Genomic DNA, 16,370 nt, shown 5'->3' on the forward strand with positions numbered 1-16,370 from the left:
GTTTTTAAATTTATGATATATTCAACGCACGGTTAACTTGGCTTTTATAAGTAATAAAAATTAGAATTATAAATTAATCAATATTTAAAAAATCCGCTCTACGTGCGTTTAGGAAAGCCTTAAATTTAAATAATGCTTTGGGCGGGTGCACCTAAAATATAATAGGCTTATAGATTTAATCAAAACAAATTAAAAAACAAAGCTTTAAAATCTAAAAGGGTGGGATTAAAATAAAGTTTTGGAAATAATTTTAACTCCCACCCCTTAAATTTTTTAATTCTATTTGTTATTTATGAATGATTTTTTTATTCTTTAGCTTTTACTGTTACTCTGGCTGCCCACCCAAGCGTTATTTAAATTTATTGTTTGAAATGTATGGCTTGAAAAAATAATAAAATAAAATTATACTTAAAAGATTAATATTGTATATGGGGTGTAATTTTTATGGATAACAATTCAGTAACTTCCAATCCTCTTTATTATGAGAAACCATATAAACTTTTATTTAAATACGCAACACCTAGTATCATTTCTATGCTTGTAGGCTCTCTTTATAATATAGTAGACCAAATATTTATAGGTAGAGGAGTAGGTATTAATGGTAATGCTGCTACAAATATAGCGTTTCCTCTTACTATTATTTGTATGTCTATAGCATTGTTTCATGGATTTGGCTGTGCTTCGTTTTACAGTATATTGTTAGGTCAGGGCAATAATAAAAAGGCAGCCAAAATTATAGGAAATACTATTGTATTAGCTTTAATATTCGGTATTGTATTTACAGTGATAGTGAAAATTTTTAATAAAAAATTAATGATGATGTTCGGCTCTACTCAAGAAGTATTGCCTTATGCCGTAGAATACACTAATATAACAGCATTAGGATTTGTACCTTTTATATTTTCCACAATGATGAGCCATATAATAAGGGCAGACGGAAGTCCTCAGTATTCTATGACATCCGTACTTGCAGGTGCTATTATAAATACAATATTAGATCCGATTTTTATATTTACATTTGATATGGGTATGTCTGGAGCAGCACTTGCCACTATAATAGGGCAGTTTGTTTCATTTATTATGGTTATAAGATATTTATTTAGATTCAAACATATAAAATTTGAAAGAGATAATTTTTTAATTGACCCTAAAAACATATTAAAAATATACTCATTAGGCTCATCACCGGGCTTTAATCAATTAGCTATGATGATAGTACAAATTACAATGAATAATGTACTTAGCTATTACGGAGCTAATTCCATATACGGAGGCAATATCCCTTTGGCAGTAGCAGGCATTATTGCAAAGGTTAATACTCTTGTAATGGCTTTTATAATAGGCTCATCTCAGGGAAGCCAGCCTATAATAGGTTTTAATTACGGAGCTAGAAATTATGACAGAGTTATAAAAACATATAAACTTACTATAACAATTACTACAATTATGGCTTTTACGGCATTTTTATTATTTCAATTATTTCCAAGACAGATTGTAGCAATATTCGGAGACGGAAGCGATTTATATTTTCATTTTGCAGAAGAGTATATGCGTATATATATGGCATTAATGGTTATAAACGGTATTCAGCCAGTAACTGGAACATTCTTTACTTCTTTGGGCAAAGCATTTAAAGGAGCTTTTATATCGATGACAAGGCAGATAATATTTTTACTTCCGCTTATAATTATACTTCCTAGAATACTTGGTATAGACGGAGTAATGTATGCTGGACCTGTAGCTGACGGAGCTGCTTTGATAGTAACTGTAATATTGGTAAGTAAAGAAATAAAGAAATTAAAGAAGATGCAGGAAGAAAAGACAGCATAATATTTTTATTATTTTATATGCCTAGTAATTCATGATTATAATGTATTAAAAAGCCCTATATATTTTTCATATAGGGCTTAATTTTATTTAAAATAATTTATTTTTATTTCCAAGCAGGAAGATAAGAACCTAAAAAGTTTTCATTATAAACTTTCTCTACTATATCAGACTGATAAGTTTCTACAACTTTTTTGTATAATTCATTATCTTTATCTTTAGTTCTAGCAGCAATTAAGTTTACAAAAGATTTTCCGCTGTAAATAGAAGGATCATCTTTAAATATATAGTCTTTTCCAGGATTAAGTCCGAAGTCAATAGCATAGTTACCATTTATAACAGCACAAGCAACATCTGGAAGCACTCCGTAAATAGCACCAGCATCCATTTCTACTATTTCCAGATTAAGAGGATTTTCTATAATATCGCTTACAGAAGGAGTATCTCCTGCTTCAGGTTTTACTTTAATAAGACCTGCAGCCTGAAGTACTTTTAAAGCTCTTCCGCCATTAGAAGGATCATTAGGTATAGCTATTTTATCACCATTTTTTACCTGACTTACATCTGTAATATTAGTAGAATAAATATTCATAGCAGATATATAAGTATCGGCTATAGCAGTAATATTATACTTTTTATTTGATACTTCATCATTAAAGTAAGCATAATGCTGAAAAGCGTTTAAATCTATTTCGCCGTCATTTAAAGCCTGATTAGGTATAGTGTAGTCAGAAAATGATACTAATTCTACAGTAATACCTTCTTCTGCTAATTTTTCCACTATAGGATTCCAAATTTGATAATCAGACTCCCCAGCAAAACCCACCTTTACAGTTTTATCAGCATCTGTTTTTGAACCTTGACATGATAATATTATAAATGTCATAGACAATATTAATAATAAAATCTTTTTCATTTTTATTTTCTCCTTTTATTAGGTAATAATTTCATATTAGATTATATTATTTTAATAATAATTTCAAGAATAATTACTATTAAAAAAAAATTATTTCCAAGTAGGTAAGTATGCACCTTTGAAATCTTCTGCATATACTTTTTCTACTTCTGGAGACTGATATGCTTCTACTATTTTTTTGTATATTTCATTATCTTTATCTTCAGTTCTAGCAGCTATCAAATTATAAAAAGAGTTACCTGTGTATATAGAAGGATCATCTTTAAATATATAATCAGAACCAGGATTAAGTCCGAAGTCAATAGCATAGTTACCATTAATAACAGCACAAGCAACATCTGGAAGAAGACTGTATAAACTTCCCGCATCTATTTCTACTAATTCTATATTAAGAGGATTTTCTGTTATATCATCAATGCTTGGAGAATCTCCAGCTTCTGGATTTACTTTGATAACACCTGCAGCCTCCAAAACTTTTAAAGCTCTTCCTCCATTTGCAGGATCATTAGGTATTGCTATTTTATCATCATTTTTAAGCTCGCTTACATTTGTAATATTTTTTGAATATATATTCATAGATGATATAAATGTAGTTCCTATTGCTGTAAGATCATAATTTCTTGATGCTAATTCATTATTAAAATATGCAAAGTGCTGAAAGGCATTTAAATCTATTTCACCGTCATTCAAAGCCTGATTTGGTAAAGTGTAATCAGAAAAAGATACTAACTCTACTGTTATACCTTCTTTAGCTAACTTTTCAATAACAGGTTTCCATATGATTCTGTCTGATTCTCCTACATGTCCTATTTTTATTACGGTACCGTTTTGATTATTAGCGGTGCATGATAATATTATAATTGTCATAAAGAATAATAAAATCTTTTTCATTTTTTCTCCTTTTTTAAGATAAATTTTATTTTTTATTAATAATTAATTTTTTTTAAATTAAGATATTTAATTATTATTTCCAAGCAGGCAGATAAGCCCCTTTAAAATATTTTTCATATACTTTTTCTGTTTCAGAAGACTGATATGCTTCTACTATTTTTTTGTATATAGGATTATTTTTATCTTTAGTTCTTGCTGCTATTAGATTAATAAAAGAGTTTCCGCTGTATATGGAAGGATCATCTTGAAATATATAATCAGTTCCCGGATTTAATCCCATATCCATAGCATAATTGGCATTAATAACAGCACAAGTAACGTCATTAAGTACGCTGTATATATCTATAGATTTTACTTCCATTATTTTTATATTAAGCGTATTCTCTATTATATCATTGGTACTAGGAAAATCTCCTGCCTCTTCTTTAAGTTTGATAATACCAGTAGCCTGAAGTACTTTTAAAGCTCTTGCCGTATTTGAAGGATCCTTTGGTATTACAACTGTATCTTCTTGTTTTATTTGATTAATATTTGTAATTTGTTTAGAGTATATATTCATAGCTGAAATATAAGTATCTGCTATAGGAGTTATATTGTATCCGTTTTCTTTTACCTGATTATCAAAATATGCATGGTGCTGAAAAGCATTTAAATCAACTTCGCCGTCATTTAAAGCCCTGTTTGGTATATCATAATCATAAAAATCTACAAGTTCTATTTTTATACCCTCTTTATTAAGTTTTTCTATTATATGTTTCCATATAATAGTATCTGAAGCACCTACATGTGCTATTTTTATAACTTTTTTATCATTTTTATTATCAGAGCAGGAAATAAAAACACATAATGTTAATAACAGCAAAATTTTTAAAATATTTTTAATAGTTTTTATATTCATTATATATCCTTTTAATAGAAGTTAATCTACCATTGTAATGCCTTCTATTTTACCTGCATTTATAAGTTCTGATACCTTTTCTTTGTAAAGATTTGCTATAGTTTTATAAGTTATATTATTCTCATCTTCAAGCCTTGCTGCTACTACATTAACATACATATCTGACTGATACTTGCTTGGATCATCTTCATATATAATATTGCTGTTTCTAAAATCAAAATTAAAATGGTAATTTACAATAGCGGCATCAACTTTTGACATAATAGAATGCATATTTACTGATTTTATAGGCACAAACTCAAGCAGTAAATGATTATCTCTTATATCGTCAAATGTGTAATTATAATTTTTGTTATTATTTTCTTTTAATCTTATAAAACCTATAGAATCCAATATTTTAAGTGCTCTTGAGAGATTTATATCATCTTCAGGTACTGCTATTTTTGATTTTAGTCTTATTTGTCCTATATTGGTAAGATTATCCGAATACATATTCATATCAGCTATAAATGTTTTGTCTATAATAGATAAGTAGTAGTCGTTTTTATTGGTTTCATTTACAAAATAAGCGTAGTGCTGAAAATGATTTAAGTCTATTGCCTTGCTTACTAAAGCCTTATTTAATACGCTGTAATCTGAAAAAGTTATTAAATCTAAAATAATATTTTGTTCTTTTAATTTTCCTGTTAAAGATTCTAATATAGCTATATCAAACTCACCTATACAGCCTAGCTTTACAGTAATATCTTTTTTATTTTCTTTACTGCATGAAATAATCAAAAATAATAATATAATCATTATTATAAATATTTTTAATATTTTATTATTCATTATTTGCACCTCAATTATTAATCAATAACTATGAGCCCTTTTAATTTATTTTCTTCTATATAAGTTTTAATTTTATGTTTGTAGCTTACAGCTATAAAATTATAAATATTATAATCTTTATCTTTTTCTCTGCATACAATTAAATTCACATATGATTTTTTTCCTTGAGATGAATATTTTGTTACATCATCATAATATATTATATTATAATTATGATAGTCAGATATAAATACATAATTAACTATTGCGGCATCTAATGTATCCATATTATAATATATTGTACTTGCTTCCATAGGTATAATTTCCAAGTTTAAATTATTTTCAGAAATATTGCTCAAGGAATAAAAGTTATTATTATGTCTTTCTAATTTAATCAAGGATGCCATTTCTAATATTTGCAATGCCCTTGATAAGTTTACTTTATCAAGAGGAATAGCTATTTTAGCATTTGACTGTATTTGATTGATATTTGTAAAACTTTTTGAATATATATGCATAGGTGCTATAAAAGTTTTTTCCAAAACAGAAAATTTATAATTATGCTCATTCGTTTCATTTACAAAATAAATATAATTTTGAAAAGCATTCAAATCAATATCGCCGTCATTTAATGCCTTGTTTAGAAGTTCGTAATCATTAAAATAAACAATATCTAATTTATAATTATCCCTTTTAATCTCTTCATCTATCTGATTCCATATATCATAGTCAAACTCGCCTATATGTCCTATTTTTATAATTTCTACATTGTCTTTGCCGCTGCATGAATATGATATATTTATTAATAAAAAAAACATAAAAAATTTCTTCATCATAATAAAAAACCTATATTCATTACAAAAATTACCAAACAGCTATATAAGCTCCCTTAAAGTCATTACTGTAAATTTCTTTAACCTCATCTGACTGATAGGCATTTACTATTTTTTTGTATATTTCATTATCTTTATCTTCTTCTCTCACAGCTATAAGGTTTATATAGTTTTTATCTGCATAGTTTGTAGGATTATCTTTATATATAGAATCTTTATCTGGATTAAGTCCGAAGTTTAGAGCAAAATTACAGTTAATTACAGCACAAGCCACATCTGGAAGAAGGCTATATATACTTCCAGCATCAACTTCTATTATATCCAAATTAAGTTTATTTTCTGATATATCGTTTAATACTGGATTTGCTATATTCTTATCTCTTAATTTTATAAGACCAGCAGCTTCCAAAACTTTTAAAGCTCTTCCTCCGTTTGAAGGGTCATTAGGTATAGCTATTTTATCATTTTCTTTTACTTCATTAATATTTGTTATATTGTCAGAATATATATTCATAGCAGCAAGACAAGTATCAGCTATAGCAGTTAATTTATATCCTTTAGTTTCTACTTCATTATTAAAGAAGGCATAATGCTGAAAATTATTCATATCTATATCGCCGTCATTTAAAGCCTGATTAGGAAGAAGATAATCACCGAATGATACAAGCTCTATCTTTATATTGTCATTAGAAACCTGTCTCATAACCTCTTCCCAAATAACTCTGTCAGACTCTCCTATATACCCAACCTTTACGACATTTTCATTCTTACTGCCAGATGAGCATGAAGCTAAAAATATCATGCTCAAAAATATAATTATATTTTTCATGTATTTGATTCTCCATAAATAAATTCATTAACTGTTTTTTTAATTAAAATATTATTTTATTACATCATTACATTTTTAAAGCTAATTCATAATTTTTTTTCATAACTTCGCATGAAGCATTAAATAGTTTTTTCTCTTCATCGTTCATGTTAAGCTCTATTATCTCTTCAACTCCGTCTCTTCCAAGTACAGCAGGTACAGAAGCATAAACATCAGTTTGTCCGTATTCGCCATTTAAATAAACTGATACTGGAAGCACTCTATGTTCATCAGAAAGTACAGCACGTGCAACTTCGGCTAAAGAAGTACCTATTCCAAATTCAGTAGATCCTTTGCCTCCTAAAACTTCCCAGCCTCCTCTTCTGCCTTTATTAGCTAGTTCATTCAAATCTAATTTTGAATATTTTTCTTTTTCTTTCATAAGCTCAAATAAAGGTTTTCCAGCTATAGTTACAGTTGACCAAGCTACCATTTGGCTTTCTCCATGCTCACCCAAAGCATAAGCATATATTGATTTTTGATCTATATTAATAGCTTCAGATATTGCTCTTTTCAATCTTGCTGAGTCTAATGTTGTGCTTGTAGATATTATTCTTTTTGGGTCATAGTTTAATTTGTTTTGAATATAGTGCGTGATAACATCAGCAGGATTTGATATATTTATTATTATACCGTTAAACTTAGTATTTTTTATTTTCCATATTATATCTTTCATCACTTCTATAGTGGCACCTAAAGTATCCATTCTAGTTTGATTCATATTAGGCAATGGACCAGCACATACTACCATTATATCAGCATCATCAATATCGCTATAATTTCCTGCTTTAACTTCTACTCTATGAGGGAGATATACTGTAGAATCAAATATATCCAAAGCCTGAGAAAATGCTTTCTTTTCGTCTATATCAATAAAAACTATCTCTTCAGCAAGTCCCTGTGCTGCTAATGCATATCCTGCATGCGAGCCTACATGACCTGCTCCTATTAAAACAAATTTTCTTCTTTTGATAGAATTGTTTATAGTATTATTCATAAATAAATTTCCTTTTATAAATTAAATTATTTTATTAATAAAATTTAAATAATTTTTTAATGTGTAGCTTTTTTTACCACAAAGTTTCCTATAGCCTGTATAATACCTACCAATATAACTAAAAGTATTACAGATACATATATAATATCAAGTTTATTTCTATAATATCCAGACTGTATGGCATAAGTACCAAGTCCGCCAGCACCTACAGCACCAGCCATAGCAGTAAGCCCTATTAAACTAATAGCTGTTATAGTAGTCCCTCTAGCTATTGGGGCAATACTTTCTTTTAAATATACTCTGAATATTATAGCTATAGGAGATGACCCCATAGACTGAGCAGCCTCTACAAGACCAGGATTAACTTCTGATAATGCACTCTCTATTTGTCTTGCGAAGAAAGGCACTGTTCCAAATATTAAAGGTATTATAGCTCCTTTTACTCCAATTGCAGTACCCATTATAAATCTTGTAAGAGGTACAAGCATGGCAAGAAGTATAATAAAAGGGATAGCTCTGAAAAAATTTATAACCTTACTTAATACTTCATACACCAATATATTTTCCATAATACCGAATTTTTTGGTAACTATTAATAATACCCCCAAAAAACCACCTATAAAAAATGATATTATACCCGAATAAAGAAGCATAACAAATGTCTGTATTATACTTTGATAAAGTCTTGGCAAATCAGCCATAACATTAGGCATTAAATTATTCATCATATCTAGCATCGCTAATTACCTCTACATCTATTTTTTGTTCATGAAGAAAGTTTAGAGTATTTGTTATGCCGCCTTTTTCTTTTTCATGCATTATAACAACAAGCCCTCCCAAAAGGCTGTCATCTATAATTTCAACATTACCGAATATTATATTAAGGTCTACATTAAACTTTCTTGATACATAAGAAACTAAAGCCTCTCCAACACTTTCTTTTTTGTATTTTAATCTTACTATACATTCACCCGCTTTAATTTTTGTAATATTGTCTTTTTCTTCTACAAGCGTATATATTTTTGAAAGATTTGAAGTAGTATCTATAAAATCCTGAGTAATTTTATTTTTAGGGTGCGAAAATACTTCAAATATATCGCCTTCTTCTATCAAATTACCCTTATTCATAACTGCTACTCTGTGGCATAATTCTTTAACTACATTCATTTCATGAGTTATTACCACTATAGTAATACCCAAATTCTCATTTAATTTTTTTAATAATTTTAAAATAGAAGAAGTAGTCTGCGGATCTAATGCACTGGTAGCTTCATCGCATAAAAGTATTTGCGGATCATTGGCCAAAGCTCTTGCAATAGCTACTCTTTGTTTTTGTCCGCCGCTTAACTGAGAAGGATAAACATACGCTTTTTCTTTTATATCTACAAGCTCAAGCAAGGACATTACTTTTTTTTCTATCTCATCTTTTGAAAGTCCTCTGTATCTTAAAGGATAAGCTACATTTTTAAATACTGTTCTTGAAGCAAATAGATTAAACTGCTGAAATATCATTCCGATTTTTTTTCTTTTCTGTCTTAATTCTCTTGGTTTTAATGCTGTAATCTCTTCGCCGTCAATATATACTTTTCCTGATGTAGGTCTTTCAAGTAAGTTTATACATCTTACAAGCGTAGATTTTCCAGCTCCTGAGAATCCTATTATTCCATATATTTCGCCTTTTTCTATTTTGAGAGAAACATTATTTACGGCATTAAGCTGTTTATTTTTTTCAGTTTTAAATATTTTACTGACATTTTCTAAAACTATCATATATGTCCCGCATTAAGTTATAATGATTAAGTTTGCATACAATTAAAAAAATTATTATATATAAAAACTTTGAACTATTATATAATTTTAAAATATATCTGTCAATAGTAATTGTTTTATATCAAATTATATTTTATTCATTAGTATATTTTTTATTGAGTATGTGGGGCGGGCGGGCGGGTTAATTAAAGCAATTATAATACTATGTATTTTAATTTTTTTTGTTGCATAAAAAGAGATTATTATTTAGAATAACTTAATAATATAATTAATTTGGTATTTTATTTATGAGAAAGTTTTTATTTAATATTTTTATATTGATTTTAATATTTTCATGTTCAAAAAAAGAAATGTATCTTCCTGATGATAAAATAGGGGAGCTTGTACTAAACCCTAATGGTCAGACCCCTTTATCATTGGTTTATAAAATAGAAACTAATAATAATTATCCAGTTACAGTGATAACAAAGGGAATGCTTGGTGATAATGATATCATATTTACTTACCCTAAAAATTACAGCTCTAATTTTGCTATTCATGGCATGTACTCAGAAAATACAAATACTATTTATATTATTAACGGCACTAACAGAATATCTACTAATATAATAGTAGATAAACTTTATATTGATGGAATATATATACCAGCTACAAACAGAGTGATAAAAAATTTAGTACCTGAAAAAAATATATATTTTTCTAGTATAAATGATGAAAGTTCAATAAGCAATTTAACTGATAATAATGAAGAGATATATTTTGCAAGCCCAGTTATAAACAGAAGCTGGAAAGGGCTTTTCTTAATGGGAGTAAGCAGAAACGGAAATCTGCGGTATGTTAATTATTCCAACTTCTATCTTACTAATGAAATAGCAAAGGTTATTAATGAAGATAATGATATTGTTATTTATGATACTATGGGAGTTAGCGACTTGCTTGGAAATGCAAAACTTGATGTTACAAAACTTGATATAGGCGTTCATCATGACACCATAAGAAAAAAATCTGACAGTAATTATATAATGCTTGCCAACTCTGCTTGGGGTGTTGAAGATAGGATTTGCGAAGTTGATAATAATGGAAACTTAATAAGAGATTTGTACGTAGGCGATTTGATAAAAAAGATAGTGAATAAAAATGGCAATGAGGCGGAGAAAGAGTATTTAAAAAAGCTCATATTTGATGAAGATAATAAATACTACAGTATAGGAAGAAAAAGAGATTTTCCTATGGACTGGGCACATTGTAATTCTTTAGTTTATGATGATGATAATGATATACTTTATTTATCAGTGAGAAGTTTGGCAGTTATGGCTATTGATTACAGCGAATGGGAGCTTATTTGGTATATGGCAGATGATACATTGAATACTATGGAATCATACAACCCATACGGAAGATATTTAAAAGATTTAAAATCATTTGATCCTTATAAAGTTTTAGGTGACGGAAATACAGACGGACCTAAAAGCCAGCATGCTTTATTTTTGATATCTACTAATATAATAGCGATGTTTGATAATCAGGGAGATGAAGATATTAATCCTAATGGTTCAAGATACGTTGAATATAAAATTACTGGTTCACATGGAAATTGGAAAGCTGAAAAAATTTATGAATATAAAACAGATAATAAACTATATTCTCACTATATATCCGATATAGATTTTTTAAGCAATGGTAATATGCTCCTTGATTTTGGTAATAATTCTCAAATAATGGAAGTAAATAAAGAAACAAAGGAAGTTTATTATCACTTGAAATTTGGTATAAAAACTTGGGGAATATACAGAATAGATAAAATGCCTTTCTATTATTCTGACGGGTATAAATTTAGTGAGGAATGTTCTTTTTTAGAATAGAGAAGTGTTTAGTTTTTTTAATATAGTTTTTGTTATTTATAAATGTAATTAAATAAAAAAGGCAATGCTTTTTAAACACTGCCTTTTAATGAATTGTTAACTTTTAAATTTTATTCCAAACTTTTTTGAAAAATACAGCTAAAAATACTAAAGCAGCTGCAGTAAATGCTAACTTAAATATGCCTTCAAAAATATCTTCTAAATTGTGAAGTATATAATATACACCGAAAAATCTTCCAGAAAATATAAATAAAGCAGCAGCTAATAATAATGCAAAAGCAGATAAAACAATAATTACAGCTTTTTTATTTTTTTCATTATTTTTTATCTTTATATTCTCATCGTTCCCTTTATTTTCATCTTTATTATTTTTTTTATCATAAACATTTTTTATAAAGTATATTAAAAAAGCAAATGCCACTATTGTTATTGATAATAATAATAATACTTCAGCTATATTCTCTAAATTATGTAATAAATAAAAAGCATTATAAGGTATGCCGAAAAATCCTGCAGCAATGATTATTGATAGAATAGCTAAAGCACCTAATGACAATGCAATTAACGCAGGTTTTAATATTACATTATTTTTCATACACTACTCCTTTAAATAATTATAAGCTACTTAAATTATTATTTATTTTATTTCTTTTTATTGATGTTTGATTTTAATTTGTACTCTGGCTTTAGTTCATATACTTTTTCATATCTAGGGTCATCATCAATTTTATTTGGAAGTCTTTTTTCTCTTCTCTCATAATCTCTTAAATCATATTCATACTGACGCTCTGATACAGTATCTGATGATCTTCTTCTTACATCTCTATTATCATCATCATATCGTCTCATTCTTCTATTATCATAATCGTCATCATCATACCTTCTTACCCTTCTATCATCTTCATCATCGTATCGTCTCATTCTTCTATCATCATAATCGTCATCATCATATCTTCTTTTTCTTCTTCTGTCATCTTCGTAATCATCGTCATCATAGTAATCACGTCTTCTTCTATAATTTCTGTCATCATCATTTCTTTTTATATTTCCAGAAGTTCTATCATCTTTTAAAAACTTCTTTATAAAATACATAACAGCAGCTATCATAAGTATTATTCCAACTAGCTTTCCAATATCTTCTATAAAATCAAAAGCATCGTCTATCAAATCAAAACAGTACAGATTATTTTGCATAATAATAAAAGCATACACTAAGCCCGAAATTGATAACTTTTTCATTATATTACTTTCTCCAATTTATTTTCTCTTAATACTTCTATTCTTTGTTGTTGGAACTATTATCTTTTTTTATATACTTTTTAAAGAAATAAAGCCCCAGAGCTATTATTACAACTATACCTATTATTTTGGCTAAATCATCAAATATAAAATCAAATGTATCTTCTATTAAGTCAAAACAGTATAAATTAATGCTGACAATAAACATAGTTATTAATGTTATAAAACCTAATTTTTTCATTCTGTTTCCTCCTTATATTAATTTTTATATATAAGCTATATTATCTCTATATAATATAGTATAGCATAATATTATTATTTTGTAAATATTATATAAACAAATTTTACAAAAAAAGTATTTATGTAAATAAAATGTAAAGTAATATTTTATACATTTTATACGTTTTGCTGCCAATCTTTATAATTTTATTACTAACACTTAATAAAACTAATGCTAAAATAAAATCGTTAAGGTTTTTTTTATATTACCGTTAATGCAAGTAACTAAAGTACTAAATAAAGGAGTATTGGTATGACAGTTAATAAAATTAATAATGCTCAATCTTTACAGCAGATTCAGGCAAATCCTCAAAGAGTAGATACAGCACCTCAGAATGCAGTTAATACACAAAAAATGAGTCAGAATATGAGCGGTATATCACCTTTATCAAGCAGATATACTTATGCTATAGGACGCGATGGTAAAAGATATGTACTTCAGCTTAGAATAGATATTTCTTCAGTTAGAGCTTTTAGTTCTCTTGCTTAAATATATTTTTATATAAAAATAAGCTGGAAATTTAATATTTTCCAGCTTATATTTTTGTATTCTAAAAATAAAAAAGTAATTAATTATTAAATCTTTTTTACCACTATTTTGCTGCCTTCTACTAGTATCACTTTTAATTTACTGTTTTTATCTATAAACTCACCATCGCTTATAGCATCGTATTTTTTATCATCTATTATAATAAATCCAGACGGTCTTAAATAAGTATCAGCAATACCTTCTTTATTAAGTAAATCTTTATAAGAAACACTTGTATTATATCCAGATGTATCATCTGTAAGTATTACAGTTCTTTTCATAGATTTAGATTTTACTACGAATTTAGCTATTAAAACTATAAGTATAATATCAATCATCAAAGAGGCAAATATAACTATGACAGATATTGCTATATTTTGAATACCAAATGATATAAATATGCTTGAAAATATACCAATTATACCAAGTATTCCAGTAATTCCAAATCCTGGTATAAGAAATATTTCAACACCAAGAAGTATTATACCTAATACAAATATTGCAGGTGCAAGAAAATTACTGTCTCCTGATAAAAACTGAGCAAAGAAAAATACTGCAAAAGCTATTATTGCCGTTACGCCTCCAACACCAAACCCAGGGGTTTTTATTTCTAAATATACTCCAGCTATACCTATTGATATTAATATACTTAATACAAAAGGATTTAATAAGAACTTCAATACTGTATCGTATCCTTCTTCTTCAACTGTGATTATCTCATAATTATCATTCATATTTTTTAATTTTATAATCTCTTCTATAGAGTTAGCCTTATTATCTGCAATATTTATTCTCACAGCTTCATCAGCACTTAAAGTAAGAAGTGTTTTATTATCCAAATCAATACCGTCATTTTCTTTTGTTAAAACGATAGTTTCATCAACCATCGCTTCAGCTGCTTTTGTATTTTTTTTAGTAGTTTCTGCTGAAGCTCTCATAGCTGCACGCATAGCACTTATTTCTTTTTCAGACGCTTTTCTGCTTTCATTTCCATTTAAGTATACTGGAGTAGCTGCTCCTATTACACTGCCGTCAGACATATAAATTTCTTTGGCACTTAATGATATTAAAGCTCCAGCAGATAATGCATTTTTATTAATATATACTGCTGCAGGAACTTTGCTTTCTATAATATAGTTTTTTATTGATAAGGCAGAAGAGAGAAGTCCGCCAGGTGTATCAAGTTCTAATATTATTAAGCTGGCTTTATCTTCAGCCGCTTTGTCTATTGCCTTTTTTATATAACCTGCATACCAGCGGTCAACCTCCTGAAAATCTTGGCTTTTTATTACATATACTTTATTATTTTCTGAGTAGGCAATACCTGAAGATATTAGAATAATAAAAATATTTAGTAAAAGAATTTTTGTTAAATTTTTCATCATTATGCATTCTCCGTTTTTATATATTCTAAAATCACATATTTATTTTAGTATAACTAAAAAAGAATTTCAACTTTATTAATTACAAAATTAATTGCAAAAAATATTTTTAATTAATATATGAAAATGCGTTTTTTTATCGTTATAATAATTTTATATACTTAAAATTTTTAAGTTTTATTATTTTTTATAAATTATGATGATGTTTTATATTATCTCTATAAACAGGCTGAAACTCTTTTCTAAGAAGCGTTCTATTTAGATCTTTTCCTATAAATACAATCTCAAGCTCATCGTTTTCATTTGCCCCAGTAACAGCATATCTTCCGTCTACAACATCATATCTTAAATAATTATTACCGCATTTTATAACGCCTTTAGACCTAGCAATATGTCCGAATCTGCCATGTATAATATCTTCAAGAAGCATAATAAATTTATTCTCATTTATTACATTGCAGCCTTTCATACTTATAGAATCAGGCATCTCTTCATTCTGCATATTTTCTAATTCTTTAGTTTTATACTTATCATCTAAAAATGACTGTAAAATACTCTCCCACCATTCTTTATTTTTATTAGAATAATGCTCTTCTAATATTTCTATATTATCTAATGATACATTATTTTTTGTTATTAATGATTTTATTTTTTTTATAAGATTATCTATTTCATATTTTTCTTTGGATTCTATTTTTGAAATAATTATTTTAGAAGTATTTAAAATCTGGTCAGCGTATATATCATCATATGAACTTACAAAACTGTCAAAAGCATTTGCATCTATAATTGTAATAGGTTTTAGAAGAACTATTCTCTCATACTGAATTTGTTTTATATTATTAATAATATTGCTTAATTTAGCAACTCCAGTCGGTTCAACAATTAAATATTCAGGGTCAAGAGAGTTTGCTATAGTTAGTATAGAAGAGGCAAAATCTTTTTTCATAGTACAGCATACACAGCCTTCTGTAAGCTCCCAAATATTCATGCCTTCATCTTTAAGTATATTAGAATCTATATCAACATCACCGTATTCATTTTCCATCACTACAAAATCTCTTTTAGTTTTATTTGCCATTTCTTTAATAAGTGTTGTTTTTCCTGCACCGAGAAATCCAGAAACTATAAGTATTTTCATTTTTACTCCTATTTATTCCTATTTGATGAGCTTGTGTTATTATATAATAGTTTATATATTAAAGCTATAAATATAGTAGAATTATAATTTAAATTGCTGTATTTTTTATTATTTTTATGTATAATATT

The 16,370-nt window shown here is 27.6% G+C and carries 17 protein-coding genes; 3 read left to right on the top strand and 14 right to left on the bottom strand.

The window, feature by feature from the left end; all coding sequences use genetic code 11:
• The first annotated feature begins 444 nt into the window (after positions 1–444).
• The gene (locus F811_RS0109985; RefSeq protein WP_020005106.1) at positions 445–1,830 is read left to right on the top strand and encodes an MATE family efflux transporter; all 1,386 of its coding nucleotides are present in this window, start codon (positions 445–447) and stop codon (positions 1,828–1,830) included.
• A 103-nt stretch (positions 1,831–1,933) separates the two neighbouring features.
• Here F811_RS0109985 and F811_RS0109990 read toward each other — a convergent pair whose 3' ends face one another.
• The 9 genes from F811_RS0109990 to F811_RS0110030 all read right to left on the bottom strand — a co-directional run bounded on the left by F811_RS0109990 (position 1,934) and on the right by F811_RS0110030 (position 9,810).
• Complete coding sequence (locus F811_RS0109990) at positions 1,934–2,743, bottom strand: MetQ/NlpA family ABC transporter substrate-binding protein (RefSeq protein WP_020005107.1); 810 nt, start codon at positions 2,741–2,743, stop codon at positions 1,934–1,936.
• Between the two features lie 90 nt (positions 2,744–2,833).
• Positions 2,834–3,634, bottom strand: coding sequence for a MetQ/NlpA family ABC transporter substrate-binding protein (locus tag F811_RS0109995; protein WP_020005108.1), 801 nt, complete (start codon positions 3,632–3,634; stop codon positions 2,834–2,836).
• 73 nt (positions 3,635–3,707) lie between these two features.
• On the bottom strand, positions 3,708–4,532 hold the full coding sequence (locus tag F811_RS0110000; RefSeq protein ID WP_020005109.1) for a MetQ/NlpA family ABC transporter substrate-binding protein: 825 nt from the start codon (positions 4,530–4,532) through the stop codon (positions 3,708–3,710).
• A gap of 21 nt (positions 4,533–4,553) precedes the next feature.
• On the bottom strand, positions 4,554–5,363 hold the full coding sequence (locus tag F811_RS0110005) for a MetQ/NlpA family ABC transporter substrate-binding protein (protein WP_020005110.1): 810 nt from the start codon (positions 5,361–5,363) through the stop codon (positions 4,554–4,556).
• Positions 5,364–5,380: 17 nt separating this feature from the next.
• Complete coding sequence (locus F811_RS0110010) at positions 5,381–6,178, bottom strand: MetQ/NlpA family ABC transporter substrate-binding protein (RefSeq protein ID WP_156821997.1); 798 nt, start codon at positions 6,176–6,178, stop codon at positions 5,381–5,383.
• Between the two features lie 28 nt (positions 6,179–6,206).
• The gene (locus tag F811_RS0110015; protein WP_020005112.1) at positions 6,207–7,004 is read right to left on the bottom strand and encodes a MetQ/NlpA family ABC transporter substrate-binding protein; all 798 of its coding nucleotides are present in this window, start codon (positions 7,002–7,004) and stop codon (positions 6,207–6,209) included.
• Between the two features lie 67 nt (positions 7,005–7,071).
• On the bottom strand, positions 7,072–8,040 hold the full coding sequence (locus F811_RS0110020) for an L-lactate dehydrogenase (protein WP_020005113.1): 969 nt from the start codon (positions 8,038–8,040) through the stop codon (positions 7,072–7,074).
• Positions 8,041–8,096: 56 nt separating this feature from the next.
• Positions 8,097–8,777, bottom strand: a complete 681-nt coding sequence (locus F811_RS0110025; protein ID WP_020005114.1) for a methionine ABC transporter permease — start codon at positions 8,775–8,777, stop codon at positions 8,097–8,099.
• Positions 8,758–9,810 carry a methionine ABC transporter ATP-binding protein gene (locus F811_RS0110030; protein WP_020005115.1) on the bottom strand — a complete coding sequence of 351 codons (1,053 nt, stop codon included), beginning with the start codon at positions 9,808–9,810 and terminating at the stop codon, positions 8,758–8,760. The genes F811_RS0110025 and F811_RS0110030 overlap by 20 nt, the downstream gene beginning before the upstream one ends.
• A 287-nt stretch (positions 9,811–10,097) precedes the next feature.
• Between F811_RS0110030 and F811_RS0110035 the strand changes: the two genes are divergently transcribed.
• Positions 10,098–11,672, top strand: a complete 1,575-nt coding sequence (locus F811_RS0110035) for an aryl-sulfate sulfotransferase (protein WP_020005116.1) — start codon at positions 10,098–10,100, stop codon at positions 11,670–11,672.
• A 103-nt stretch (positions 11,673–11,775) separates the two neighbouring features.
• Here F811_RS0110035 and F811_RS0110040 read toward each other — a convergent pair whose 3' ends face one another.
• Genes F811_RS0110040 through F811_RS0110050 form a run of 3 tightly spaced genes read right to left on the bottom strand, consistent with a single transcriptional unit; the run spans position 11,776 to position 13,152 of the window.
• A complete protein-coding gene (locus F811_RS0110040) occupies positions 11,776–12,267 on the bottom strand; it encodes a hypothetical protein (protein WP_020005117.1) in 492 nt (163 codons plus the stop codon).
• Between the two features lie 47 nt (positions 12,268–12,314).
• Positions 12,315–12,911, bottom strand: coding sequence for a hypothetical protein (locus tag F811_RS0110045; protein WP_020005118.1), 597 nt, complete (start codon positions 12,909–12,911; stop codon positions 12,315–12,317).
• A 37-nt stretch (positions 12,912–12,948) separates the two neighbouring features.
• On the bottom strand, positions 12,949–13,152 hold the full coding sequence (locus tag F811_RS0110050; protein ID WP_020005119.1) for a hypothetical protein: 204 nt from the start codon (positions 13,150–13,152) through the stop codon (positions 12,949–12,951).
• A 291-nt stretch (positions 13,153–13,443) separates the two neighbouring features.
• Between F811_RS0110050 and F811_RS0110055 the strand changes: the two genes are divergently transcribed.
• Positions 13,444–13,680: a hypothetical protein gene (locus F811_RS0110055; RefSeq protein WP_020005120.1), complete on the top strand. Its 237-nt coding sequence runs from the start codon at positions 13,444–13,446 to the stop codon at positions 13,678–13,680.
• Between the two features lie 86 nt (positions 13,681–13,766).
• Here the strand turns inward: F811_RS0110055 and F811_RS0110060 are convergent, their stop codons facing one another.
• Entirely contained in the window at positions 13,767–15,104 is a 1,338-nt protein-coding gene (locus F811_RS0110060; RefSeq protein ID WP_020005121.1) for an NfeD family protein, read from the bottom strand.
• A 184-nt stretch (positions 15,105–15,288) separates the two neighbouring features.
• Positions 15,289–16,242 (bottom strand): CobW family GTP-binding protein, encoded by a 954-nt coding sequence (locus F811_RS0110065; protein WP_020005122.1) that lies wholly within the window; start codon positions 16,240–16,242, stop codon positions 15,289–15,291.
• Between the last annotated feature and the right edge of the window lie 128 nt (positions 16,243–16,370).

It is taken from the genome of Brachyspira innocens ATCC 29796 (assembly GCF_000384655.1).
Classification (GTDB): Bacteria; Spirochaetota; Brachyspiria; order Brachyspirales; family Brachyspiraceae; genus Brachyspira; species Brachyspira innocens.